Below are 24,886 nucleotides of genomic sequence, written 5' to 3'. Positions count from 1 at the left end.
GCGGCCGGTCAGCGGAAGCGGGCGGCGAACTCGCCCGGAGTCAGTCCCGTCGCCTTGCGGAAGTCGCGCGTGAAGTGGGCCTGGTCGGCATAGCCGAGGTCGACGGCGATGCCGGCCAGCCCGGCGTCGGAGTCCCGCAGCCGGTCGGCGGCCTCCTGGAGGCGGCGCCGCCGGATGAGCCACTTCGGTCCCAGCCCGATCCGCTTGTGCAGCAGGCGTTGCAGAGTGCGCTCGCCGATGCCGAAGCGCGCGCAGAGCTCGTCGACGCGGAGCAGCTCTGGTGAGGTCTCGACGTCCTCGACGATCGCGTTGACGAGCAGCCCCTCGTCGTCGACGGGTAGCAGTGCTCGCAGCGCGTCCTCGAGGACCCCGCGGGCCTGTGCCTGTGCGTCGGGGGAGGTGGGCTCGAGGCCCATGAGTGACCGGACCTCCCGGGTCAGTGCGGCACCGTTCATCGTGGGGATCGTCTTGAGGTCCACGAACCGGTCGGTCATCCGGCGCACCGGCGCGCGCGTCAACAGGTGGCCGGCAGCGGGCTGCAGCATGAGGCCCACCGCCCAGCCGCGACCCGTTAGCATCGTGCGCGACAGGCCGGAGACGACGCCGTAGAAGCGCGCGTAGCTGTCCGAGAGCACGACGAGGCAGACGGGGTACTGCAGCACCCGCTGCACCGAGTCGCGTCCCTCGGGCACGTCCCAGACGGGAATCCAGAAGCGTCGGGCGAGGTCGCCGAGGTCCGGCGAGACCGAGGCCCGGGCGATCGACCACGTGTGGTCGGCGGGGTCGACCAGGTGGGCCCGCTCGATGTCGTCGCGGGCCGCCGTCCGTCCCGACCCGGCTGACGTCGTCACGTGTCGGAAAGTATCAAGACCCACCGACGAGCGGGCCCCTACGGTGACGGCATGACCTCTTCGACCGCCGACATTCTCGGCTCCTACCTCCGTCTCGCCGAACCCTTCGGCGCCGTCGTCGACCGCGTCCCTGCCACCGGCTGGGACGCCCCGAGCCCGTGCGAGGGCTGGAGTGCCCGGGACGTGCTGGCCCACGTCATCCACAGCCAGCGCACGTTCCTCGCCGAGCGCGGGGTCGACGCCGCAACGTCAGTCGACCTCGACTCAGACCCCTCGATCGATCCCGGCGATGCCTGGCGCGTCCACCTGGAGCGGATGCGCGAGCTGCTCGCCGACCCGGCCGTCGCCGGGATGGAGTACGACGGCGTCTTCGGCCGCACCACGGTGGGGAAGTCCATCGTCGCCTTCCACGGCTTCGACCTCGTCGTCCACCGCTGGGACATCGCCGCCGCTGCGGGTCTCGACGAGCGCCTCACGGACTCCGAGCTCGACATGCTCGAACGCTCGGCTGACGGCTTCGGCGAGCACCTCTACGACGACGGCGTCTGCAAGCCAGCCCTGCCCGTTCCCGACGACGCCGACCGTCAGGAGCGCGTGCTCGCGCGCCTCGGCCGCCGGACGCCGGCGACGGTCTGAGCGGTCAGCGACCCCAGAGGTACTCGACCTCCGGACGGCCCGCCCCGGCATACCTCGATCGGCGCACGGCGACCCGGGTCTCGCAGAGATACTCGGCGTAGCGGCGGGCCGTGACGCGGCTGACGCCGAGCGCCTCGCCGAGCTCGCTCGCCGAGCGTCCGGTCTCTGACTCGCGCAGCAGCCGGGTGACCTTGGCGAGCAGCTCCTCGCCCATCCCCTTGGGTAGCCGGACCTCGCCCGCCACGCGCGCGCCGGCGAAGACCTCGTCGACCTCGGCCTGCGTGCCGATCTCCGCGCCGCTCGTCACCTGGTCGCGGTAGGCCCGGTAGGCGAGGAGCCGCTCCCGCAGAGTCGCGAAGACGAAGGGCTTGAGCAGGTACTGCACCACCCCGAGCGACACGGCCGCGCGCACGACCTCGAGGTCACGCGCCGACGTCACGGCGATGACGTCGGCCCGGTGTCCGGCCGCGCGCATGGCTCGGACGACGTCGAGCCCGTGTCGGTCCGGCAGGTTCATGTCGAGCAGGACGACGTCGATCTCCTTGTCCTGCAACGTCTTCAGCGCCGCCTGCGAGGTTCCCACGGTCGCGACCACCTCGAAGCCGTCGACACGACCGACGTATGCCGTGTGGGCCTCCGCCGCGATCGGCTCGTCCTCGACGACGAGGACGCGCAGCGCACGGGGCCCGGACGCCTCAGTCATCGCCACCCCTCACCGGCAGCCGGACGGTGAACGTCGCTCCCGGCGGTCCGGACACCTCGAGCGTCCCGCCGAGCCGCTCGACGGTCTGGGCGACAAGGGCGAGACCGATGCCGCGCCGGCCCGCGCTGCCCTGCTCCTTCGTCGACCAGCCGCGCCGGAAGGCGTTCTCGACCGCCCCGGGAGGCAGACCCGGCCCGTCGTCGGAGACCTGGAGGACGGCATACGCCCCCTCGACCCTGGCGTCGAAGCGGACGTGCCGCTCGGGCCGGGGCGCCCCGGTGCGCCCGGGCTCGCCGGTCACGGCGTCGAGGGCGTTGTCGATGAGGTTGCCGACGATCGTCACGACGTCGCGCGTGGGTGCGGCCCCTTGCGGCCAGCGCGACCCCGGCTCGATCTCGAAGGCGATGCCGCGCTCGTGGGCCTCGGCCGCCTTGCCGAGGAGGACCGCGGTGAGGGCCGGCTCGTCGACCGAGCCGACGACGCGGTCGGTGAGCACCTGGGAGACCTGGAGCTCGTCGGTCGCGAAGTCGAGGGCCCGGTCGGTGTGCCCGAGCTCGATGAGGCTGACGATCGTGTGGAGCCGGTTCGCCGACTCGTGCGCCTGCGAGCGCAGCGCCTCGGTGAGTCCTCGGGCCGAGTCGAGCTCACCGGTCAGCGCCTCGAGGTCGGTGCGGTCGCGCAGCGTCGCGACGTGGCCGAGCAGCCGGCCCTGCCAGCGGGCCGGACCGCGGTTGAGCACGAGCACGCGGGCGGACGTCACGTGCAGCTCGTCCTCGTGGGACGCGTCGTCGGTGAGGGCGGCCGTCAGCGCCGGACCGAGGCCGAGGTCGGCGACGGGCCGGCCGACGGCGTCGGCGGGCAGCGCCAGCAGGCGCGTCGCCTCGTCGTTGGCGAGCCGGAGCCGCCCGTCGAGGTCGGTGATGACCAGTCCCTCGGTGACGGCATGCAGCACGGCGTCGTAGTACTCGTACATCTCGCGCAGCTGCTGCTCGCCGAGGCCGTGCGTCTGCCGGCGGATGCGTCGCGACACGAGGGCCGTCCCGAGTCCCGACAGGAGGGCGGCCACGAGACCGGCGAGGAGCAGCACGGGCAGCTGGGCGCGCACCCGCTCGCCGACGGCCGACTTGCGGATGCCGACGGAGACGAGCGCGACGACCTTGCCGCGGTCGCTGACGGGCACGACGACGCGCGAGGACGGGCCGAGCGTGCCGGTGTAGTCCTCCTCGACGACGCCGCCGGCGAGCGCGTCCTCGGTGTGCCCGATGAACTTCTTGCCGATCTGGCTCGGGTCCGGGTGCGTGTAGCGGATGGCGTCGCGGCTCATGACGACCACGAAGTCCGTACCGGACTCCACGCGCACGCGCTCGGCGTACGGCTGGAGCGCCGCCGACGGGTTCGGGCCCTGGACGGCCGCGATGACACTCGGCGTCGCCGCCATCGTCTCCGCGACCGCCAGGGCGCGGGCCATCGCCTGCTGGTCACCGGCGCGCTGCGCCTGGCCGTACGCGCCGACGAGCCCCGCCCCGACGACGAGCACGGCGATGAGGACCTGCAGCGCGAACGTCTGCGCCGCGACGCTCCAGCGACCCGGCGCGCCGAGCACGCGGGTCACGGTGGTGGGCAGCGAGCTCAACGGCATACGTCCGGCCGTGAGAACTCAATGAACACAAAGGTGACCCTAGTCACTGCGGGCGGCAGCCTCGTCACATCACCGGTCCCGTGCCCAGCGCGTGGACCCAGCCAACGGAGGTCACCGTGAGTTCCACCGCCGACAGCGCCGTCGACGCCCGCCCGGGCTCGGCTCCCAAGCGCGACCGCACCCATTTCCTCTACATCGCCGTCATCGTGGCGATGGTGCTCGGCGTGGCCGTCGGGTACTTCTTCCCCGAGGTCGGCAAGAGCCTCAAGCCCCTCGGGACCGGCTTCGTCAACCTCATCAAGATGATGATCACGCCGATCATCTTCTGCACCATCGTCCTCGGCATCGGCTCGGTGCGACGCGCCGCGCAGGTCGGCAAGGTCGGCGGTCTCGCCCTCGCCTACTTCATCACCATGTCGACCGTCGCCCTGGGGATCGGGCTCGTCGTCGGCAACATCGTCAAGCCCGGTGCGGGCCTCGACCTCACGGCCGCCGTCGCCAAGTCGGGCCAGGCGCAGATCGCGGCGAAGTCCGAGGGAGCCATCGACTTCGTCCTCGGCCTCATCCCCGACACGCTCGTCTCCGCGCTGACGTCGGGCTCGGTGCTCCAGGCACTGCTCATCGCGCTGCTCGTCGGCTTCGCGCTGCAGAGCATGGGCCGCGCCGGTGAGCCGATCCTCCTCGGGATCAAGCACCTCGAGCGCCTCGTCTTCCGGCTCATGGCGATGGTGATGTGGGTCGCTCCGATCGGCGCCTTCGGTGCCATGGCCGCCCTCGTCGGCGCGACCGGCATCGGCTCGCTCAAGAGCCTGGGCCTGCTCATGGTCGCCTTCTACGCGACGTGCGCGATCTTCGTCTTCCTCTTCCTCGGCACCATCCTCAAGGTCGTCACCGGTTTCGGGGTCTGGTCGTTGCTCAAGTACCTCGGCCGCGAGTTCCTCCTCATCCTGTCGACGTCGTCGTCGGAGTCGGCCCTGCCCCGCCTCATCGCCAAGATGGAGCACCTCGGCGTCTCCCGCCCGGTCGTCGGCATCACCGTGCCGACCGGCTACTCCTTCAACCTCGACGGCACCGCGATCTACCTGACGATGGCGAGCCTCTTCATCGCCGAGGCGATGGACAAGCCGTTCAGCATCGGCCAGCAGATCGGCCTGCTCGTCTTCATGATCATCGCGAGCAAGGGCGCTGCGGGCGTCAGCGGCGCCGGCCTCGCCACCCTCGCCGGTGGCCTGCAGTCCCACCGCCCCGACCTCGTGCCGGGCGTCGGCTTCATCGTCGGCATCGACCGCCTCATGAGCGAGGCGCGCGCCCTGACGAACTTCGCCGGCAACGCGATCGCGACCGTCCTCATCGGCACCTGGGTCGGCGAGATCGACAAGGAGAAGGCAGCTCGCGTCCTGGCCGGACAGGACCGCTTCGACGAGTCGAGCATGCTCGACCACGACGACGACATCGTCGCGGACGGCCGCGCCCCGGGCGTGGCGGGTGCCCCGGGCGCCCCTGGTCACGAGCCCGAGCTGGTCGGCTCCGCCCGCTGACCGCGCCGTCGAAAGGCCGCGAACCGAACCGGTTCGTGGCCTTTCGGCATTCGTCGTGGGCCATCTCACTCAACCGTGTAAGCGGCTCGGAAGCCACTGGCATACAACGAGATCCACGGGGGCGTATGCCGTGGGCACCGACGCGACGCACCGCTCGTTTTGCGCAGGTCCACCCACCTTCGACACAGTGGACGTTTCCCCGAGACATCTGTGACACGTAACTGTGAGGAGACAGACGGCGCCTTCGTCGGGTGCCGTCCATGACGTATGAGTGAACTGACCAAGAGTCCCGACGACGTGCTGCACCCGGCGCTCGAGCCACCACCCGTGAACCACGAGGATGCCCCGCGTTCCCGAGTCGACAAGGTCGTCTTCGGTGTTGCTGCCGTGGTGGCCATCGCCTTCGTCCTCTGGGGCGCCCTCAGCACCGAGAGCCTGAGCACGAGCGCCTCTGCGGGCCTCGAGTTCGTCGTCCACAACACCGGCTGGCTCTTCTCGCTCGTCGCGTCCGGCTTCGTCGTCTTCGTCATCTGGCTGGCGGCGAGCAAGTACGGCAACATCCCGCTCGGCGGTGACGGCGAGGCTCCCGAGTTCCGCACGTCGTCGTGGGTGGCGATGATGTTCTCCGCCGGCATGGGCATCGGCCTGATGTTCTACGGCGTCACCGAGCCGCTCACGCACTTCGTGAAGCCGCCGCCCGGGACCGGCGCGGCGGGCAACCCCGCCGCCGTCCAGACCGCCATGGCGACGACGATGTTCCACTGGTCGCTGCACCCGTGGGCGATCTACGCCGTCGTCGGCCTCGCCATCGCCTACGGCGTCTTCCGCAAGGGCCGCTCGCTGCTCATCAGCTCGGCCTTCGCGCCGCTCTTCGGTGAGAATCGCGCCAACGGCCCGGCCGGCAAGGTCATCGACATCTTCGCGATCTTCGCGACGCTCTTCGGCTCCGCCACCTCGCTCGGCCTCGGTGCCCTGCAGATCGGCTCCGGCCTGCAGATCGTCGCCGGCATCGGCAAGGTCGGCAACGCGGTGCTCATCGCCATCATCGTCGTGCTCACCGTCTGCTTCATCCTCTCGGCCGTGTCCGGCATCGAGAAGGGCATCCAGTGGCTGTCCAACATCAACATGGTGCTCGCGCTCGCGCTGGCCCTGTTCGTCTTCGTCGTCGGCCCGACGGTCTTCATCCTCAACCTCGTCCCGACCACGATCGGCTCCTACTTCAAGGACCTCGCGATGATGTCGGCGCGCACCGACGCCGCGGGCGGCAACGGCATGAAGCAGTGGCTGGCCGGCTGGACGATCTTCTACTGGGCGTGGTGGGTCAGCTGGACGCCCTTCGTCGGCATGTTCATCGCCCGCATCTCGCGCGGCCGCACGATCCGCCAGTTCGTCTCGGGCGTGCTGCTCGTGCCGTCGGTCGTCTCGCTCATCTGGTTCGCCATCTTCGGTGGCGCCGGCATCGCGCAGCAGCAGGGTGGCAAGGACATCGCCGCCCAGTCCTCGCCGGAGGGCTCGCTCTTCGCGATGCTCGGCAACCTGCCCTGGCCGACGGTGACGGCCATCGTGGTCATGCTCCTCGTCGCCATCTTCTTCGTGTCGGGTGCCGACGCGGCGTCGATCGTCATGGGCACGCTCTCGGAGAAGGGGACGCTCGAGCCGTCGAAGAAGACCGTGATCTTCTGGGGCGGTGCCACCGGTGCCGTCGCCGCGGTCATGCTGCTCATCGGCGGTGAGGACGCCCTGTCCGGCCTGCAGAACGTCACGATCGTCGCGGCGCTGCCCTTCCTCGTCATCATGGTCGGGCTGGCCGTCGCCCTCGTGAAGGACCTCAGGCGTGACCCGCAGGTCGTTCGGCGGCAGTATGCCGTCGCGGCCGTCGAGCACGCCGTCGTCGCGGGCGTCAGTGAGCACGGCGACGACTTCTCGCTCACGGTTCAGGAGACCGCGCCGGGCGAGGGAGTCGGCGAGATGGTCCAGACCGAACCGGTCGCGGCGAGCGACGTCGCGGCCGAGGACGGCCTCGGCGGTGCGGTCGACGAGCAGACCCAGAAGGTCGGCGCGTCCATGCGCCTCTGACGGTTGGTTCGTATGCCGTCTGCCTGACCTGACGGACCGCCACGAGACCCGACGCGGCTGGGTGCTGAGCACGACGACAGCGCAGCCGGACGGCTCGTGGCGGTCCGTCGGCGCACCAAGCCACTCGACCGCGGTAGAGGCCGGCGGCTCAGGCGAAGTCGGCGAGCAGGTCCGGACTGACGTGCGCCAGGACGGCATACGCCTGCTCGAGCGGCACGTCGACGACGTCGTAGTGCTGTGCGCCCGCCGCCGTGGTGGCGACGAGCGTCGCGACGCCGACGCGCCGCTGGAAGAGCGACTGCTCGACCTTCCAGCCGATGATGCCGTCGCGGTCGAGCACGATGCGCTGCCGGTCGAGCGAGCCGTGGCGCGACACGAGGTGGCCCGGAGTCACGGTGTGCCCCAGGGCGCGGTAGCGGTCCTGACCCAGGGCGACCGCGCCGACGAGGAGCAGCGGCACGAGGACGAGCAGCGAGCCGTGCCAGTCCCAGAGGAGTCGGGCGGCGACGAGGGCCACGGCGACGAGTGTGGCGGGCACGACCGCGCGGGTCAGACGGCGTCGCCGGGCGGCTGGGCCGTGCGGCGTCAGCGGCCCCGACACGGCGGCCTCATCGGGTCGGATGCGCAGGGCGAGTGGCGTGACGACGTCGGCGGGCGCGGGCGGGCACAGCCAGTCGGAGCCGCCCTGCTCGCGCAGCAGCCCTGAGGTGACGACCTTGAGCCGGCGGGCCCCGGCGAGGCGCAGGCCGAGCGGCTCGTCGAGCCGGATGCCGCGCACGCGGGCGGCGTCGATGCTCGTCTCGCGGCTGGTCAGCAGGCCGCGGCGCGTGTGCAGGGTGCCCAGCCGGTTGCGGGTCAGGCGGAAGCCCCAGAAGGTCAGGACGTACGCACCGACCGCCAGCAGCGACACGATGCCGAGCAGGAGCAGCACGTCGGCCCACCACGACAAGCGCGACACGAGCGAGGCGCCGTCGCGGAAGACCGACCGCTCCTGCGAGAAGCGCGAGAAGCCCTGCGTGGCGAAGCCGACGATCGCGGCGGCGCTCGCGAGTCCGGTGACCGTGAGCGGGGCGTAGCGGATCCACATGGGGTCGAGGCGCAGGAGCAGCTCGTCGTCGACGGGAGGCGGTGCCTCGCGTGGCACGTCGTCGACCGCCATGGGTGCGCCGGTCGGCGCGGGGAGTCCGGTCACGGCGGGGTCGAGGCGGTGCAGCAGCTCGGCCCGGAGCCGGCGCCCGGCGTCGACGCCCAGCGCGTCGAGGACGAGCCGGTCGTGGTGGCCGCCGGCCGTCGAGACCTCGACCTTGGCCAGTCCGAGCAGCCGGTGGTAGACCCGGGCCGTGAGGTCGATGGTGCGCACCTTGTCGAGCCGCGCGGTCGTGGTCTGCTTCGTGAACAGGCCCCGCCGGAGCTCGATCTGGCCGTCGGCGATGCGGTAGCGGGTGGTCAGCCAGCGCAGGACGCCGAAGGCGACGATGAGCGGGATGGCATACAGCTCCCAGCGGTCGTTGGTGTCGGAGCCGGACCGGAAGATCACGACCGCCAGCAGAGCGGGGAGGAAGCGGATCAGCGTCTCGAGCGGGTGGACGAGCAGCATCCGCGCGTCGAGCCGGCGCCACCCGTCGGTGTCCTCGTTCACGTCGCATCGCCGGTCTCGGCCACGGCCGCCGCCGTGAGGGCGTCGACGAGCTCGTGGGCGACGGGCAGGTCCAGCCCGTGGATGGTGACGGGGCCGGCGGCCGAGGCGGTCGTGATGGTCACCGATGCCAGACCGAGCAGCTGGGCGACGGGGCCGCGCTCGAGGTCGACCGTCTGCACCCGGCTCAGCGGGGCGATGCGGCGTTCCTGCCGGAGCCAGCCGCTCTGGGTGTAGATCGCTCGCGACGTCGCCTCCCAACGGTGCACGCGGTAGCGCCACTGGGGCATCGCGACGGCATACGCCGCCCCGGCCACGAGCCAGACCGCACCCACGATCCAGTGCAGCGATCGCGAGGGGCTGTCGTCGACGAGCCACCACACGACCTGTCCGGCGAGCAGCACGGCGAGCACTACGAGGGCCTGGATCGTCCACATGAGGACGGCACGGCGCGAGACCCGGTGGGCCGGCTCGCGGAGCACAGGCCCCCGGTCAACGGGCACGTCGGCTGGTTCCACGGCCCCACGGTGTCACACGATCCCGACGGACGCACCGAGGCATACGGTGGGTGCCGTGAGCGCGCTCGTCATGGTCGAAGGACTCCCCGGATCGGGCAAGAGCACCACCTCCCACGCCATCGCGGCGTGGCTCGCCGACCAGCAGGTCGCGGCGGAGCACTGGGCCGAGGGTCGGACCGACCATCCCGTCGACTTCGAGCAGGTGGCCGTCCTCAGCCGTGGCGAGCTCCTCGCGATCGCGGCCGAGTCGCCCCAGGCTTCGCAGGCGCTCCTCCGGGCGGCTGAGCCGCTCGGTGACGCGTGGGTGGTGCGCGAGCAGCAGCACGAGGGTCTCCCGCCAGAGCTGGTCGAGCGACTCCGTCTGCACGACGCCTACGACGGGGACGTCTCCGCCGAGCTCCACTCGCAGGTGCTCACCGAGAGCTGGCGTCGGTTCGGCGCCACGACTCTCGATGTCGTCCACATCTGGGAGTGCGTCCTGCTCCAGAACCCGGTCTGCGCCCTCGTCGCCCGCGCCGACCAGCCGGTCGACGTGCTGACGCGCCACGTCGCCGGGCTCGTCGATGCCGTCCGGTCGCACGCCCCCGCCCTCGTCTACCTCGACGCCGGCGACCCGCTGCCCGCCCTCGAGCGCGCGGCGTCGGAACGCCCCGCCGAGTGGCTCGACTTCGTCGTGACCTACCACACGCGCCAAGGGCTCGGACTCCGTTGCGGACTCAGCGGATTCGAGGGCTACGTCGAGTTCATGCGACGACGCCGGGAGATGGAGCTGGAGGTCCTCGACACCCTCGACCTGCCGATGGTCGTCGTGCCGGTGGGAGACGGGCGGTGGCACGAGCACGAGGCCGTCATCCGCGCGTTCGTCGCCGAGCACCTCGGCCTCGGCCTCAACGTCGACCGAGGAGCGCGGCGAGCGGCCCAGCGACCGGCGGCGCCCGAAGCGCAGCCGGTCGCCTGAGCATGCCGCTCCACTCGGTCGAGGGGGTGCTCGACGCCGACACGGACACGCAGGTGCGTCGTGAGTGGACGGCGCTCGCCGACGCGGGTCTGCCCAGCCAGGCCCGGCACCAGGGGACGACGAACGCCCCGCACCTGACGCTGTCGGCCGCCGGCAGCGTCCCCGAGGCCGTCGAGGCGCGGATCGTCCACGCGTTGGCGGGGATGCGACCCGTGCCGGTGCGGCTCGGTCCGCTCCTCGTCATGGGTTCGCGGCGCTTCGTGCTCGCGCGGCTGGTCGTGCCCACGGCCCAGCTGCTGGCGCTCCACCGGGCGGTCGCCGGCGCGATGGAGGCGGCGCCCGACATCCCGGAGCGGGTGCGCGTGGACTGCTGGACGCCGCACGTGACCATCGCGCGGGGACTGGCCGTGGAGCAGGTCGGCGCGGCCCTCGCCGTCCTCGGCACGGTGCCGCCGCTCGACGGAACCATCGAGTCGGTGCGGCGCTGGGACCCGGACGCCGGGCGCACGTGGGTGGTCGGCGGCATACCTACGATGGGCCCATGAGCCTCGAACTCGGCCTCGACACCTTCGGAGACATCGCCAACGGTCCGGACGGCACGCCGCTGCACCCGGCCACGGTGATCCGGGAGGTGCTGGCAGAGGGCGAGCTCGCCGACCGCCTCGGCCTCGACTTCTTCGGCATCGGCGAGCACCACCGCGACGACTACGCCGTCAGCGCGCCGGACGTGCTGCTCGCCGGCCTCGCAGGTCGCACCGAGCGGATCCGGCTCGGCACGTCGGTCACGGTGCTCTCGAGCGACGACCCGATCCGCGTCTTCCAGCGCTTCTCGACCGTCGACGCGATCAGCGGCGGACGCGCCGAGATCACGGTCGGGCGTGGGTCGTTCATCGAGTCGTTCCCGCTCTTCGGCCTCGACCTCGGGGACTACGAGACGCTCTTCGAGGAGAAGCTCGACCTGCTCGCGGCCGTCGTCGCCGAGCAGCCGGTCCGCTGGGAAGGCTCGATCCGGCCGCCGGTGCGGGTCGAGAAGGTCATGCCCGCAACGGAGTCCGGCCATCTGCCCGTCTGGGTGGGCGTTGGCGGCACGCCACAGTCCGTGGTCCGTGCCGCGCACTACGGTTTTCCGGTCGTCATCGCGATCATCGGTGGGTCGGCCCGCCAGTTCGCCCCACTCGCCGACCTCTACCGACGTGCCCTGTCCGAGATGGGCAAGCCCGAGCTGCCGATCGGTGTGCACTCGCCCGGTTACGTCGCAGCGACCGACGAGCAGGCGAGCGAGGAGTTCATGCCGCACTTCCTGCCCTACATGAACAAGCTCGGCCGCGAACGTCGCTGGGCGCCCATGGGCAGGGAGCAGGCGCTGCAGCAGCTCGGCCCGGACGGGGCGGTCTACTGCGGGTCGCCCGAGACGGTCGCGGCCAAGATCGTCGACACCGTGCAGGTGCTGGGACTCTCACGCTTCCAGCTGAAGTACTCCTTCGGCACCCTCCCGCACGACCAGCGGATGGAGTGCATCCGGCTCTACGCCGAGGAGGTCGTGCCGCTCGTCCGTGCGCAGCTCGGCGAGGGCTGACGTGCGGATCCTGCTGCTGGGCATGGGGTCCCGCGGTGACGTGCAACCGCTCGTCGCGCTCGGCCAGCGCCTGCGACGGATGGGGTATGCCGTGTCGCTCGCCGCGCCCGCCGACCTCGGTCACGTCGTGGCCGGCAGCGGCGTCGACTTCGAGCCCCTGTCGTTCGACCTCGAGGCGCCGCTGCGGGAGGGGCTCGGGCGGGACTCGTTCCGAGGGTCCGCCCGCACCCAGGTGCGGGAGGCCCGGCTCATGCGGCAGGTCATGGCGGAGACTGCCGGCGCGCTCGCGAGCGACGTCTCCTGCCTCGTTGAGGAGGCGGACGCGGTCGTGTCCGGCGCCCTGACCTTCGACCTCGTCGACGCGCTGCTGACGCCCGGCGGCCGACGGGGGCCCGTCAAGCCGCACCTCTACGCCGTGTTCGCCCCCGTCTGGCCGAGCGCGTACGGCGCCTCGGTCGCGCTGGCGCTCCGGCCGCGCGCCTCGTCCCCGATGAACCTCGCGTGGAGCATCCTCGCCGGGCGCGTGGCCTTCGACCTCTTCCGTCCCTCGGGCGACCTCGTGCGGGCGCGAAGAGGACTGCCACGACAGCACTTCCGGGCGTACGCCGCGGCGGCCGAGCGGACCCCGACGCTGCTGGCGGCGAGCCCGTGCGTCGTCCCGCCCGCAGCCGACTGGCCGCCGGCGCTGCGTCAGACCGGCTACTGGGTGCGTGACGACACCTCCGACGAGCCGCTGCACCCGGACCTCGAGGCGTTCCTCGCCGGGGGCGCCCCGCCCGTCTACGTCGGCTTCGGGTCGATGCCGACGCCGGACCCCGGCGCCGTGGTGCGCGACGTCGCGGCCGTGCTCGGTCGACTGGGAGTGCGCGGCGTCGTCAGCGAGGGTCTTGCCGGGCTGTCGGTGCGCGTGGGGGCCCCTGCTGCGGCGGCCGACATCCTGGGGATCCGCCACGCACGGCACGACGTGCTCTTCCCGAGGTGCTCCGTCGTCGTCCACCACGGCGGGTCCGGGACCACGGCTGCGGCCGTGCGTGCGGGCGTGCCGCAGGTCGTGGTCGCGCATGCTGCCGACCAGCCCTACTGGGGCAGGAGGATGGCCGACCTCGGCGTCGCCGCCGCGCCCATCGCCCGCAAGGACCTGACGGCCGCCCGGCTGCGGCAGGCGCTCGAGGTCGCGCTGTCGCCGGGGGTGCGCGCAGCGGCATACGCCCTCGGTGAGCGGGTCCGTGCCGAGGACGGTGCCGGCGACGCGGCCCGCCTCGTCGACGCCTACCTCGGGGGAGTCGTCTAGAGCGTCGCGGCGAGCTCGGTGCCCTGTCGGATCGCGCGCTTGGCGTCGAGCTCCGCTGCGACGTCGGCGCCGCCGATGACGTGCACCGTGACTCCCGCGGCCGCGAGCTCCGGGCCGAGCGTGTTGACCGGCTCCTGGCCGGTGCACACGACGATGGTGTCGACGTCGAGCACCTGCGGGTCCGTGCGGTCCTCGCCGTGGGTGATGTGCAGGCCCGCGTCGTCGATGCGCTCGTAGTTGACGCCGACGTGGTGGTGGACTCCCTTGGCCTTCAACGCTGCCCGGTGCACCCAGCCGGTGGTCTTGCCCAGACCCTTGCCGATCGGCGTGGCCTTGCGCTGGAGCACGTGCACCTCGCGCGGCGACGGGGACGGGTGCGGCTCGACGAGCCCGCCGCGGGACGCGTCCGGCTCCCCGACCCCCCACTCGGCCATCCACTGCTCGACGCTCATCGGGGACTCGACGTGCGTGAGCAGCTCGCTGACGTCGACGCCGATGCCGCCGGCGCCCATGACGGCCACGCGCTCACCCAGCGGCGCCTCGCCGCGGATGGCGGCGGCATACGTCACGACCTTCGGGTGGTCGATGCCGGGCACGTCGGGCAGGCGCGGCTCGACACCGGTGGCGACGACGACCTCGTCGAACTCGGTGAGGTCGTCGACCTCTGCATGGCGGCCGAGATGGACCTTGACGCCGCCGAGCTCGAGCCGCCTGCGGTAGTAGCGGATCGTCTCGGCGAACTCCTCCTTGCCGGGGATCCGCATGGCGAGGGCGAACTGTCCGCCGAGGTCATCGGCGGCCTCGAAGAGCTCGACGCGGTGGCCACGCTCGTCAAGGGCGACCGCGGTGGCGAGGCCTGCGGGCCCGGCGCCGACGACGGCCACGTGCTTGGAGCGACGGGTCGGAGCGAGCACGAGCGTCGTCTCGCGGACGGCGCGCGGGTTCACGAGGCACGTCGCCGTCTGCTTGGCGAAGGTGTGGTCGAGGCAGGCCTGGTTGCAGGCGATGCATGTGTTGATCTCGTCGGCGCGGTCGGTCGCGGCCTTGGCGACCCAGTCGGGGTCGGCGAGGAAGGGGCGCGCCATCGAGACGAGGTCGGCGCTGCCGTCGGCGATGACCTGCTCGGCGAGGTCGGGCATCGAGATGCGGTTGCTCGTGACGACCGGGATGCCCACCTTGGGGCGCAGCTTCGCGGTGACGCGCGTGAACGCGCCGCGCGGCACCGAGGTGACGATCGTCGGGACGCGGGCCTCGTGCCAGCCGATTCCGGTGTTGATGATCGTCGCGCCCGCTGCCTCGACCTCGTGGGCCAGGGCGACGACCTCCTCCCAGGACTGTCCGTCGGGCACGAGGTCGAGCATCGACAGGCGGTAGACGACGACGAAATCGGGACCCGCGGCAGCGCGCACGGCGCGGACGACCTCGACGGCCAGACGGCGACGGTTCTCGGGCGAGCCGCCCCACTCGTCGGTGCGCTGGTTGGTGCGCGGCGCGAGGAACTGGTTGATGAGGTAGCCCTCGGAGCCCATGATCTCGACGCCGTCGTAGCCGGCCTCGCGCGCCAGGCGCGCACAGCGGGCGTATGCCGTGACCGTGCTCCGGACGCCGCGCGCGCTGAGTGCCCGCGGGGTGAAGCGCGAGATCGGGGACTTCACGGCCGACGCCGAGACGGCGAGCGGGTGGTAGGCGTAGCGGCCCGCGTGCAGGATCTGGAGGGCGATCTTGCCGCCCTCGCGGTGCACGGCGTTCGTGATGACCCGGTGGCGGCGGGCCTGCCGCTCGGTGACCAGGACCGAGCCGCCGGGGTAGAGGGCGCCGGCCAGGTTGGGGGCGAAGCCGCCCGTGACGATGAGCCCGACGCCGCCGCTGGCGCGCTCGGCGTAGTAGGCCGCGAGCCGGTCGAAGTCCTTCGCGCGGTCCTCGAGGCCCGTGTGCATCGAGCCCATGACGACGCGGTTGCGCAGCGTCGTGAAGCCGAGGTCGAGCGGTTCGAGCAGGTGGGGGTATGCCGTCGTCACCCGCCCGAGGGTAGCCGCTGGTTACCGTCCGGTAGCCGGTCAGGCGGCCAGCGTCACAGTCCGGGACGCGTGGGTGAGAATGGCGAGGTGAGCGATCTCGAGCACCTGGACGTCCTCGTCGTCGGAGCCGGCCTCTCCGGCATCGGCGCGGGCTACCGTCTGTCGACCATGAGCCCCTCGCGCACCTGGGCGATCCTCGAGGCGCGGGACTCCCTGGGTGGCACCTGGGACCTCTTCCGCTACCCCGGCGTCCGATCCGACTCCGACATGATGACGCTCGGCTTCCCGTTCGAGCCGTGGACCGACCCCGACGCGATCGCCGACGGGCCGAAGATCCTCGACTACCTGCGCCGGACCGCGGAGAAGCACGGCATCGCCGAGCGGATCCGTCTGGGCCACCAGGTCGTCGCAGCGTCCTGGTCGAGCGAGGAGGCGCGCTGGACGGTCACGGTCGAGCGCGACGGCGCGCGTGGGCAGCTGACGTGCGGGTTCCTCTACCTCTGCAGCGGCTACTACGACTACGAGCGGCCGCACGACCCGCAGCTGCCCGGCCTCGAGTCCTTCCAGGGACAGGTCGTGCACCCGCAGTTCTGGCCCGACGACCTCGACGTCACGGGTCGCAAGGTCGTCGTCATCGGATCGGGAGCCACGGCCGTGACCCTCGTGCCCTCGCTCGCCGAGGCCGGTGCCGACGTGACGATGCTCCAGCGCACGCCGACGTGGATCGCGTCGCTGCCGCGTCAGGACCGGGTCCGCGACGTCATGCAGAAGGTCCTGCCCGCGCGAGCGGCCGGCACCGCGGCGCGCTACAAGAACGTCCTCGGCACGATGGGCGTCTACGAGCTGAGCCGTCGGCGCCCTGCGGTCATGAAGTCCTTGCTGTCCAAGGGCGCCGCCAAGTCGCTCGGCTCGACGGACCTCGTCGCCGACCACTTCACCCCCACCTACGACCCCTGGGACCAGCGCCTCTGCGTCGTCCCCGACGGTGACCTCTTCGAGGCCGTGCGCAGTGGACGGGCCCACGTCGTCACCGGCACCATCGAGACGTTCGAGCCACACGGCATACGCCTCCATTCGGGGCGCGAGCTCGATGCCGACATCGTCGTGACGGCAACCGGGCTCCGGATCAGGCTCGCCGGCGGCATCGCCATCACGGTCGACGGGCAGGACCAGGCGACCGGTGACCTCACGGTGTATCGCGGGCTCATGTTCGCCGGAGTGCCGAACCTCGCGGTGTGCGTCGGCTACGTCAACGCCTCGTGGACGCTGCGCGCCGACCTCGCGAGCCGCTACGTGTGTCGGCTGCTGGGCCACATGGAGCAGAACGCGTGGCGGGTGGCCACGCCGCACGCTCCGGAGGGAATGGCGGGCCAGCCACTGCTGCCGCTCGCGTCTGGCTACGTCCGGCGGGCCGAGGACGATCTGCCCCAGCAGGGGGACGCCGCACCCTGGCTGATGCGCCAGAACTACCTGCTCGACCGGCGCGACATGCTCCGCAGCGACGTCACGGAGTCCATGGCCTTCGCGCGCTGAGGCGCCTTGTCCCGCAAGCGAACTCGGCTGTCCACAGACGTGGATGAGCCCTATCTTTCCCTTCGTTCATATGTTCTAATTGAAGGACTGGGGTGGTGTTCGTCCGAGGGGTGAGGGGGCCCGTGTGACGCCGTTTGTCAGTTCGCCGCGCGTCGCGGCCCCACCGCTGGACGACGACTACACCAAGGCTCATCTGCAGATCGACCTGACCATCGAGGGCGACCACCTCCTGCGTGAGATCGAGGCGCTCGAGGTCGAGAAGGCGAAGGTCGAGGCGGACCTCATCGACGCGTACGCCGCCCTCCACTCCGTCGAGACCCAACAGGTCGCGGCCGCGTCGGTCCACGTCTCGACCGACCGCGTCGTGGCGGACGAGATCGCCCTTGCGACCGGGGTCGGCGCCGGTGAGGTCGCGCGGCGACTCGACCTCGCCACCGCGCCGCGACGGCACCGTCTCATCCGGCAGGCGATGCGTCACGGAGAGCTGTCGCTGCACCGCGCCCTGCAGGTGGTCTCGGAGACGGCACAGCTCCCCGACGCCGATGTCGCGACGGTCGAGGCCGCGGTCCTGGCGCCCAGCCGCGATGGTCAGCCGGTGCCCCAGCGCACGTACGTCACGCGCCTGCGCCGGGCGATCGCGTCCGTCGACCAGCGGGGCTCGGATGAGCGGCGTGACCATGCGCGCAGCAGGCGCGGGGTCTTCGGACGCCAGACCGGGGACGGGATGGGTTCGTTGACCCTGGTGGGTTCCGGTGATGTCATCGCGGCCGTCCTCGACCGTCTTGACGCCGCGGCTCGTGAGCGCCGCAGCGCCGGTGACTCCCGTTCCCTGGACCAGCTCCGGTCCGACCTCGCGGCCCATGCGCTGCTCCATGGACCGCTCGACGCCACCGCGGCGACGGCCGGTGCCGGCGCCCCCGCGATGGCGTGGCTGGTCGTCCCGTTCGAGGTGGCCGTCGGCACGAGCGACGCGGCCTGTGAGCTGCCCGGACACGGCTGGGTGACCGCACGGCACGCCCGCGAGATCATGACGCGTGCCGGCTCCGTGTGGCGCACGCTGCCGGTCGACATCCGGACCGGCCGCGCCCTGAGCGCTCCGAGTGCCTCCTATCGGCCCACACGCGAGATGGTCGAGCACGTGCGCGCCGTCGACGGGGTGTGCCGGGGTCCCGGCTGTGAAGTGCTCGCCCGTCGCTGCGACCTCGACCATGAGACTCCTTGGCCGTTGGGGCCGACGGCCGTTGGCAACCTGCACGCCAAGGAGCGCTTCCACCACAACCTCAAGACCGCCGGCATCTGGCGGTCCGAGCCTGTCGACGACGACGGACTCGAGTGGACCACGACGGCCGGTCGCCGCTATGTCACCAGACCGAAGGACTGGCGTGCCGGCCTGCGCGAGCCCCGCCCCGTCGGTGCCGACGATCCGGACCCACCGCCCTTCTGACCGACGACCGGCGACCGACCCAGTCCGGGCCTCGGGCGTTTCGTCCAGCGGTGGCTCGCCCGTGCTCATCGGGCGTGAAGTGGGTACGAGCGGGACATGAGCGAATCGAACACACCTTCGAGCGACGACGTCATCGGTGCCACCAACCCCGCGAGTGCGGGACCCGGCGGAGACTCCGCGGTCAAGGACCCCGAGGACTGGGTGACCGGCGACGAGGCGATGACCGGCGCGCAGCGCAGCTACCTCGAGACCCTGGCCCGCGAGGCCGGGGAAACCCTGCCGGGCGACCTCACCAAGGCCCAGGCCTCAGAGCACATCGACCGCCTCCAGCAGGTGACGGGTCGAGGCTCCGACAGTGCCGACAGCGGCACCGGCCCCATCGGCGCGGACGGCAACGTCGGCCGGACCGAGGGTCACGGCAGCCAGATCTGAGTTCCCGCGGGGCGTGACCGGGGCGATCAGACGATCTCGACGCGGTCCGAGATGAGTCCGTCCGCCGCGAGCTGACGCAGCTGCGCGACGGCCCGGTCGTGGACCGCCCACGGGTCGATCGTGTTGACGTAGATCTGCGTCCCACCCTCGAAGCCGGCCAGGGTCGAGATGCGCCACTTGAGCACGGCCCGCAACGGCATCGGGACATCGACGGACGGCGGCCGGTGGTGCCACTCCTCGTTCGAGGGGATGTGCACCCCGGTCGCTGCGTGGCAGGCGTGGACGAGGTCGGAGAAGCCGCGCACCTGGTCCTCGGTCAGCTCCCACGGGCACCCCTCACCGTCGGTGACGTGCACGACGAGAGCCGGGTAGCGGTGCCCGACGCCGGCGAAGGCCACCGCGTGCTCGGTGCGGGCGACGACGAGACCCTGCGTGGCGGCATACTCCGCGCCCCAGCGGGCGAACATGTCGGGCTCGGCGCGGAGGCGCTCGACCTCCCGCTCCTTCTGGGCCCCGAGCTCGTCGATCGCGACGACCTGCTTGTGCAGGTGGTTGAACGACGCACCGGCCGGCTCCAGCCAGTTCTGGAAGACCGACACGTACCGTGCGCACTCGTTGTCGCGGTAGAGGTCGTGCATGGCGCGGATCGTGAATTCGATGTATTTGCAGTGCTCCTCGGGTGTCAGCGTGCCCGAACCGGCGAGCTGCGAGTCGTCCGTGGCGTCGTCGACGTAGTGCCGCCGGGCGATGACCACCTGGTGGTTGCCCGCGAAGAGGCCGACCGCCTCGCGCTCGAGGTCGTGCTCGGCGAGCGGTTCGACGGCCGCCCCCGCGGTGCCGCGCGCCCGCATCCGGATGCGCGCGAGGGCGGTGACGTGCTCGCGTCCAGCCGGGGTCGAGAGGTATGCCGTGCGCCGGGCTCGGGACTCGGCCGTGGGCTCCCAGCCATGGGCCAGGTGCCAGTAGTCGTAGCTGAGGATCTCGAAGAGGTTGGGGATGAGGCGGAACTGGGCGTCGGTCCTGCCGAGGTCCTCGGCGAGCACGCCGCGCAGGTCGTCCCAACGACCGTCCCCATGCACGAGGCGGGCGATCTCTGGGGTCGTCTCGAGCATGCGACCCCAGCAGAAGGCACAGTGGCGGTCGTGGTCGTCGGGGTCGATCGGCAGGGGGTGGTGGCCGGGCAGCCCCGAGGGCCTCGCCCCGCGCCCGGGCAGGGTCCACACCTTCGTGCCCGTGATCGGGTTCACCTGCTTGATGGTCCCGTCGGGCAGGCGGGTCAGCGGCTCGATCACCTCTTCAGACTAGGTGGCGCGGATGGTCGGCGCAGGCAGGTGACGGCTTGGGCTAGCGTCGATCCGTGGCCGCCGACGACGCACGACACCAGACCAGCAGCGCGCCCTACCGGGACCCGTCGCGGCCCGTGGCGGAGCGCCTCGACGACCTGCTCGGCCGGATGACCTCGCCGAGAAGGTCGGCCAGATGCTCCAGCTCGACGCGCGGGGCGACCTCGACGACATCGTCGGCACCAAGGTCGCCGGTTCGATCCTCCACGCGTCGCCCGAACGGATGATCGAGGCCATCGCGCTGGCCGGGCAGACCCGCCTCGGCATCCCCCTGCTCACTGCCGACGACTGCATCCACGGCCACTCGTTCTGGCCGGGAGCGACGATCTTCCCGACCCAGCTCGCCATGGCCTGCTCGTGGGACCCGGGTCTCGTGGAGCGTGCCGCGCGTGCCACCGCCGTCGAGGTCTCGGCGACCGGCATCCACTGGACCTTCTCGCCGGTGCTCTGCATCACCCGCGACCTGCGCTGGGGACGGGTCGGCGAGTCCTTCGGCGAGGACCCGCACCTCATCGGCGAGCTCGGCGCCGCGATGATCCGCGGCTACCAGGGTGACGGGCTCGCCGACCCCACAGCGGTGCTCGCGTGTGCCAAGCACTTCGCCGGCTACTCGGAGACCCAGGGAGGTCGCGACGCCAGCGAGGCCGACCTCAGCCGGCGCAAGCTCACGTCGTGGTTCCTGCCGCCGTTCGAGCGCGCGGTCCGGGAGGGCTGCCGCACGTTCATGCTGGGCTACCAGGCCATCGACGGCGTCCCCGTCACGGCGAACGGCTGGCTGCTCGACGAGGTGCTCAAGGGGGAGTGGGGCTTCACCGGCACGCTCGTCACCGACTGGGACAACGTCGGCCGGATGGTCTGGGAGCAGCAGGTGTGCGCCGACGACGTCGAGGCCGCGACCGTGGCGGTCCGCGCCGGCAACGACCTCGTCATGACGACGCCCGCCTTCTTCGAGGCCGCGCAGGAGGCCGTCACCCGCGGCCTGCTCGACGAACGCCAGGTCGACGAGGCCGCGCGTCGCGTCCTGCGGCTCAAGCTCGAGCTCGGCCTCTTCGAGCACCCCCGCCCGCCGGACGCCGAGCGCCAGCACCTCGTCATCGGCTGCGCCGAGCACGCGGCGCTCAACCTCGAGGTCGCCCGGCGCTCGCTCGTGCTCCTCACCAACGACGGCACGCTGCCGTATGCCGTGAGCGACCTCCCGCGCACGGTGGCCGTCCTCGGACCCAACGCCGACGACCCCCAGGCCAATCTCGGGGACTGGGCCGGTGCGTCCGGCCAGGTCGACTGGATGCCGGACGGCCACCCCCGCGAGACCGTCGAGACCGTCCTGGACGGCTTCCGGTCGGTCGTGCCCGCGACCTGGTCCGTCACCCACGCCCGCGGCGCCGAGATCGAGATCCTCGTTCCCGACCCCGAGGGCCCGCTCTTCCCCGACGGACAGCCCCGCCCTCCCGTCTCCGTGGCGGCCCCCACCGACCCTGACCAGCTGGACGAGGCAGTCGCGGCAGCCCGCGCCGCGGACCTTGCCGTCGTCGTCCTCGGCGACACGATCGCCCTGACGGGAGAAGGCTGCTCGACGGCGACCCTCGACCTGCAGGGCGGCCAGGTGGCCCTGCTCGACGCGTTGGTCGACGCGCTCGACGGCACCGGCACCCCGGTCGTCGTCGTGCTGCTGCACTCCAAGCCCAACGTCCTGCCGCCCAGCGCGCTGCGCGCAGCGGCGGTCATCGAGGCCTTCAGCCCCGGCATGCGCGGCGGCCGCGCCATCGCCGAGCTCGTCCTCGGCCACATCGAGCCGATGGGACGCCTGCCCCTCTCGGTCCCGCGGCACGTCGGCCAGCAACCGACCTACTACAACCAGGTCCGCGGCCAGCACGGCCACCGCTATGCCGACCTGACGCAGGAGCCGCAGTTCGTCTTCGGCGAGGGGATGACCTACACGACCGTCGAGTGGTCCGACCTGAGCCTCGAGGCGAGCAACGTCTCCCCCGACGACGTCGTGGCCGCCCAGGTCACCCTGACCAACACCGGCGAGCGGACGGCATACGAAGTCGTGCAGGCCTACGTCACCGATGTCGTCTCGAGCGTCACGTGGGCGGCCAAGGAGCTCAAGGCGTTCCGCCGCGTGACGGTGCCAGCGGGGGAGTCGGTCACGACGCGCGTCGAGGTCCCGGCCGCGGCCTGCTCCATCGTCGACGCCGCGGGCCGCCGGGTCGTCGAGCCGGGGGAGTTCGAGCTCGCCGTCGGGCCGAGCTCGCGCGACGCCGACCTGATGCGTGTGACCTTCACCATCACCCCGGAGGCCGCCTCCTGACTAGGGTCGTGGCATGAGAGCAGCGCGCATCACGAGCCTCGAAGGACCCGCCGCCGTCACCGTCGAGGACGTGCCCGAGCCCACCCTCGAAGCCGGCGACGTCCTCGTCGACGTGCACGAGGCCGGGGTGAGCTTCCCGGACGTGCTCATGAGCCGCGGGCTCTACCAGATGCGCCCGAACCTGCCGTTCGTGCCGGGCGCGGAGTGCGCCGGCGTCGTGCGGGAGGCCGGCGAGGGCACCGGGTTCGGCCCGGGCGACCGCGTCGCCGCCTTCCCCGTCCTCGGCGCCTTCGCCGAGACGGTCGCCGTGCCCGCGGCCATGGTCTTCCCGCTGCCCGACGACGTGTCGTTCGAGGTCGGCGCCGCCCTGCCGATGAACTACCTCACCGTCCACTTCGCCCTGACCCGCCGCGGCCAGCTCGAGCGCGGCGAGGACGTCCTCGTCCACGGCGCCGCCGGCGGCATCGGCACGGCAGCCATCCAGCTGGCCCGCGCCATGGACGCCCGTGTCATCGCCGTCGTCTCGTCCGAGGACAAGATCGAGACGGCCCGGGCCGCCGGGGCCCACCACATCCTGCTCGCCGACGGCTTCCTCGAGGGCGTCAAGGAGCTCACGCAGGGCCGCGGCGTCGACGTCGTCGTCGACCCGGTCGGCGGCGACCGCTTCACGGACAGCCTGCGCAGCCTCGCCCCTGAGGGCCGCCTGCTCGTCATCGGCTTCACCGCCGGGCAGATCCCCGAGGTCAAGGTCAACCGGCTGCTCCTCAACAACCTCAGCGTCATCGGCGTCGGCTGGGGCGCCTTCTGGACGCCGGACCCCAGCTACCTCCGCACCCAGTGGGAGGCGATCCTGCCGCTCCTCGAGTCCGGCCAGCTCGCGCCGCCCATCGGCGCGCGTCACCCGCTCGACGACGTCGCAGGTGCCCTCGCCGAGATCGACGAGCGCCGCGCGCACGGCAAGGTGACCCTGACCATCCGCCAGTAGGTTGGGGCGTATGCCGTCCCGCCCGCTCCGCGCCCGCAGGTCCACCCGCTCCGCTCCCCCCACGGCCCCTCGCCGCGTCCTCGTCACCGGCGGTGCCTCCGGTCTGGGTCTCGCCCTGGTGCGCGCCCTGGTCGCACGCGGTGACCACGTGCTCGCGACCGACCTGCAGACCGGCCGGCCCGACGCGCTGCCCGAGGGGGCGGCATACCTCCCGCTCGACGTGCGCAGCGACGACGCATGGGACGCGGCGCTGAACCATGTGCGCGAGACGTGGGGCGGCATCGACCTGCTCGTCAACAACGCCGGCGTCGCCGCAGGCGGACGCATCGACGTCGCGACGATGGACGAGTGGCGATGGATCGTCGACATCAACCTGCTCGGCGTCGTCCGCGGCTGCCGCACGTTCACGCCGCTGTTCAAGGAGCAGCGCCGCGGCCACATCGTCAACACCGCCTCGCTCGCCGGGCTCGTGCACGCGCCCGGCATGGCCGCCTACAACACCGTCAAGGCGGGCGTCGTCGCCCTGAGCGAGACGCTCTCGCACGAGCTGGCACCGCACGGTATCGACGTGTCGGTCGTCTGTCCGTCGTTCTTCCGGACCAACCTCGGGGCGTCGTTCCAGGGCGCCGACACCGAGATGGAGGCCGCCGGCAAGAAGATGGTGAGCGGCTCGAAGCGTTCGGCCGAGAAGGTCGCCGCCATCGTCGTGCGCGGCATCGACGCCCGACGCGACGTCATCCTCACTGACCGCGACGGCCAGATCGCTTGGCGCGCCAAGCGTTTCGCGCGACCGGCCTACACCGCCGTCATGAAGGGGGCTGCCAAGCGAGTCGCCGCGGGCCGTTAGGGGAGGTGGGCCAGGGTGCAGTCGTCGAGCCAACGGCCGTCCCGGCCCAGAACGGCGGCGCGCTCGGTGGCTTCGAGCCGGAACCCGTTCCGCGCCAGCACGCGGATCGACGCGACGTTGTCCGCGAAGGTCTTGGCGACGATCCTGCGCACGCCGGCCCCGTGGAGTGCCGGCACCAGCAGGGAGACGGCGGCGGACGCGACTCCCCGGTTCCACGAGTCGGGGTCGACGGTGTAGCCGAGGTAGAAGTCCCAGTCGGTCGGCTTCGGTCCCAGCGACTCGGGCCGGTAGCGGCGGCCACCGATGTCGCCGACCACCCGGTCGTCGAGGAGCACCGCGCACAGCAGTGAGTCCGGCTCGGCGGTGCGGTCGGAGATGAGAGTGCGGGCCTGCTCGATGGTGTTGACGGTGCGGCTGACGTAGGCCTGGCACTCGGGCCGGCGCCTGTAGCCCAGGAAAGCAGGCGCGTCGGCGGGGGCGGCCGGGCGCACGGTGATGCGCCCGTCGGTCAGCGGCCAGGGCAGCTCCATACCGACTGGACCCTAGCGGCT

20 protein-coding genes and 1 pseudogene are annotated in these 24,886 nt (G+C 71.9%); 13 read left to right on the top strand and 8 right to left on the bottom strand.

The window, feature by feature from the left end; all coding sequences use genetic code 11:
* Window positions 1-8: 8 nt before the first annotated feature.
* Entirely contained in the window at window positions 9-851 is an 843-nt protein-coding gene (locus AB4030_RS01830) for a helix-turn-helix domain-containing protein (protein ID WP_442277465.1), read from the bottom strand.
* A gap of 51 nt (window positions 852-902) precedes the next feature.
* Between AB4030_RS01830 and AB4030_RS01825 the strand changes: the two genes are divergently transcribed.
* Complete coding sequence (locus AB4030_RS01825) at window positions 903-1,487, top strand: TIGR03086 family metal-binding protein (RefSeq protein ID WP_442277464.1); 585 nt, start codon at window positions 903-905, stop codon at window positions 1,485-1,487.
* A 4-nt stretch (window positions 1,488-1,491) separates the two neighbouring features.
* Here AB4030_RS01825 and AB4030_RS01820 read toward each other — a convergent pair whose 3' ends face one another.
* Window positions 1,492-2,190, bottom strand: a complete 699-nt coding sequence (locus AB4030_RS01820) for a response regulator (protein ID WP_442277463.1) — start codon at window positions 2,188-2,190, stop codon at window positions 1,492-1,494.
* Complete coding sequence (locus AB4030_RS01815) at window positions 2,183-3,829, bottom strand: sensor histidine kinase (RefSeq protein WP_442277462.1); 1,647 nt, start codon at window positions 3,827-3,829, stop codon at window positions 2,183-2,185. The genes AB4030_RS01820 and AB4030_RS01815 overlap by 8 nt, the downstream gene beginning before the upstream one ends.
* Window positions 3,830-3,945: 116 nt before the next feature.
* Between AB4030_RS01815 and AB4030_RS01810 the strand changes: the two genes are divergently transcribed.
* Window positions 3,946-5,367, top strand: a complete 1,422-nt coding sequence (locus tag AB4030_RS01810; protein ID WP_442277461.1) for a cation:dicarboxylate symporter family transporter — start codon at window positions 3,946-3,948, stop codon at window positions 5,365-5,367.
* A gap of 267 nt (window positions 5,368-5,634) precedes the next feature.
* On the top strand, window positions 5,635-7,443 hold the full coding sequence (locus AB4030_RS01805) for a BCCT family transporter (RefSeq protein ID WP_442277460.1): 1,809 nt from the start codon (window positions 5,635-5,637) through the stop codon (window positions 7,441-7,443).
* Window positions 7,444-7,591: 148 nt separating this feature from the next.
* Here AB4030_RS01805 and AB4030_RS01800 read toward each other — a convergent pair whose 3' ends face one another.
* Together AB4030_RS01800 and AB4030_RS01795 are read right to left on the bottom strand one after the other, a co-directional pair.
* Window positions 7,592-9,082: a PH domain-containing protein gene (locus AB4030_RS01800; protein WP_442277459.1), complete on the bottom strand. Its 1,491-nt coding sequence runs from the start codon at window positions 9,080-9,082 to the stop codon at window positions 7,592-7,594.
* Entirely contained in the window at window positions 9,079-9,597 is a 519-nt protein-coding gene (locus AB4030_RS01795) for a PH domain-containing protein (RefSeq protein WP_442277458.1), read from the bottom strand. Before AB4030_RS01795 ends, AB4030_RS01800 begins: the two co-directional genes overlap by 4 nt.
* Window positions 9,598-9,652: 55 nt before the next feature.
* On the opposite strand from AB4030_RS01795, the gene AB4030_RS01790 reads away from it, so the two are divergent.
* The 4 genes from AB4030_RS01790 to AB4030_RS01775 are packed head-to-tail and all read left to right on the top strand — an operon-like array spanning window position 9,653 to window position 13,422.
* Complete coding sequence (locus AB4030_RS01790; RefSeq protein ID WP_442277457.1) at window positions 9,653-10,555, top strand: hypothetical protein; 903 nt, start codon at window positions 9,653-9,655, stop codon at window positions 10,553-10,555.
* Between the two features lie 2 nt (window positions 10,556-10,557).
* The gene (locus AB4030_RS01785) at window positions 10,558-11,100 is read left to right on the top strand and encodes a 2'-5' RNA ligase family protein (RefSeq protein ID WP_442277456.1); all 543 of its coding nucleotides are present in this window, start codon (window positions 10,558-10,560) and stop codon (window positions 11,098-11,100) included.
* The gene (locus AB4030_RS01780; protein ID WP_442277455.1) at window positions 11,097-12,131 is read left to right on the top strand and encodes an LLM class flavin-dependent oxidoreductase; all 1,035 of its coding nucleotides are present in this window, start codon (window positions 11,097-11,099) and stop codon (window positions 12,129-12,131) included. The genes AB4030_RS01785 and AB4030_RS01780 overlap by 4 nt, the downstream gene beginning before the upstream one ends.
* 1 nt (window position 12,132) lies before the next feature.
* Window positions 12,133-13,422, top strand: a complete 1,290-nt coding sequence (locus tag AB4030_RS01775; protein WP_442277454.1) for a glycosyltransferase — start codon at window positions 12,133-12,135, stop codon at window positions 13,420-13,422.
* On the opposite strand, the gene AB4030_RS01770 is transcribed toward AB4030_RS01775, so the two are convergent.
* Window positions 13,419-15,440 (bottom strand): oxidoreductase, encoded by a 2,022-nt coding sequence (locus tag AB4030_RS01770; protein ID WP_442277453.1) that lies wholly within the window; start codon window positions 15,438-15,440, stop codon window positions 13,419-13,421. The genes AB4030_RS01775 and AB4030_RS01770 overlap by 4 nt on opposite strands.
* A gap of 87 nt (window positions 15,441-15,527) precedes the next feature.
* Between AB4030_RS01770 and AB4030_RS01765 the strand changes: the two genes are divergently transcribed.
* The 3 genes from AB4030_RS01765 to AB4030_RS01755 all read left to right on the top strand — a co-directional run bounded on the left by AB4030_RS01765 (window position 15,528) and on the right by AB4030_RS01755 (window position 18,849).
* Window positions 15,528-16,973: a flavin-containing monooxygenase gene (locus AB4030_RS01765; protein WP_442277452.1), complete on the top strand. Its 1,446-nt coding sequence runs from the start codon at window positions 15,528-15,530 to the stop codon at window positions 16,971-16,973.
* 124 nt (window positions 16,974-17,097) lie between these two features.
* Window positions 17,098-18,417: an HNH endonuclease signature motif containing protein gene (locus AB4030_RS01760; protein WP_442277451.1), complete on the top strand. Its 1,320-nt coding sequence runs from the start codon at window positions 17,098-17,100 to the stop codon at window positions 18,415-18,417.
* Window positions 18,418-18,513: 96 nt separating this feature from the next.
* Window positions 18,514-18,849, top strand: coding sequence for a DUF3072 domain-containing protein (locus AB4030_RS01755; protein ID WP_442277450.1), 336 nt, complete (start codon window positions 18,514-18,516; stop codon window positions 18,847-18,849).
* Between the two features lie 26 nt (window positions 18,850-18,875).
* On the opposite strand, the gene AB4030_RS01750 is transcribed toward AB4030_RS01755, so the two are convergent.
* A complete protein-coding gene (locus AB4030_RS01750) occupies window positions 18,876-20,141 on the bottom strand; it encodes a DUF4921 family protein (protein WP_442277449.1) in 1,266 nt (421 codons plus the stop codon).
* Between the two features lie 65 nt (window positions 20,142-20,206).
* Here AB4030_RS01750 and AB4030_RS01745 point away from each other — a divergent pair.
* From AB4030_RS01745 to AB4030_RS01735, 3 genes and pseudogenes are all read left to right on the top strand, one after another.
* Window positions 20,207-22,503, top strand: a pseudogene (locus AB4030_RS01745) (glycoside hydrolase family 3 N-terminal domain-containing protein).
* Window positions 22,504-22,516: 13 nt separating this feature from the next.
* Window positions 22,517-23,488: an NADPH:quinone oxidoreductase family protein gene (locus AB4030_RS01740; protein WP_442277448.1), complete on the top strand. Its 972-nt coding sequence runs from the start codon at window positions 22,517-22,519 to the stop codon at window positions 23,486-23,488.
* 10 nt (window positions 23,489-23,498) lie between these two features.
* Window positions 23,499-24,335: an SDR family NAD(P)-dependent oxidoreductase gene (locus AB4030_RS01735; RefSeq protein ID WP_442277447.1), complete on the top strand. Its 837-nt coding sequence runs from the start codon at window positions 23,499-23,501 to the stop codon at window positions 24,333-24,335.
* Here AB4030_RS01735 and AB4030_RS01730 read toward each other — a convergent pair.
* The gene (locus tag AB4030_RS01730; RefSeq protein WP_442277446.1) at window positions 24,332-24,865 is read right to left on the bottom strand and encodes a GNAT family N-acetyltransferase; all 534 of its coding nucleotides are present in this window, start codon (window positions 24,863-24,865) and stop codon (window positions 24,332-24,334) included. The two genes, AB4030_RS01735 and AB4030_RS01730, sit on opposite strands and share 4 nt — an antisense overlap.
* Window positions 24,866-24,886 lie beyond the last annotated feature (21 nt).

Source organism: Terrabacter sp. 2YAF2 (assembly GCF_052114705.1).
In the GTDB taxonomy this organism is placed as follows: Bacteria; Actinomycetota; Actinomycetes; order Actinomycetales; family Dermatophilaceae; genus Terrabacter.
The sequence above is the reverse complement of the archived record's forward strand: the minus strand, read 5'-3'. Positions and strand labels throughout refer to the sequence as shown.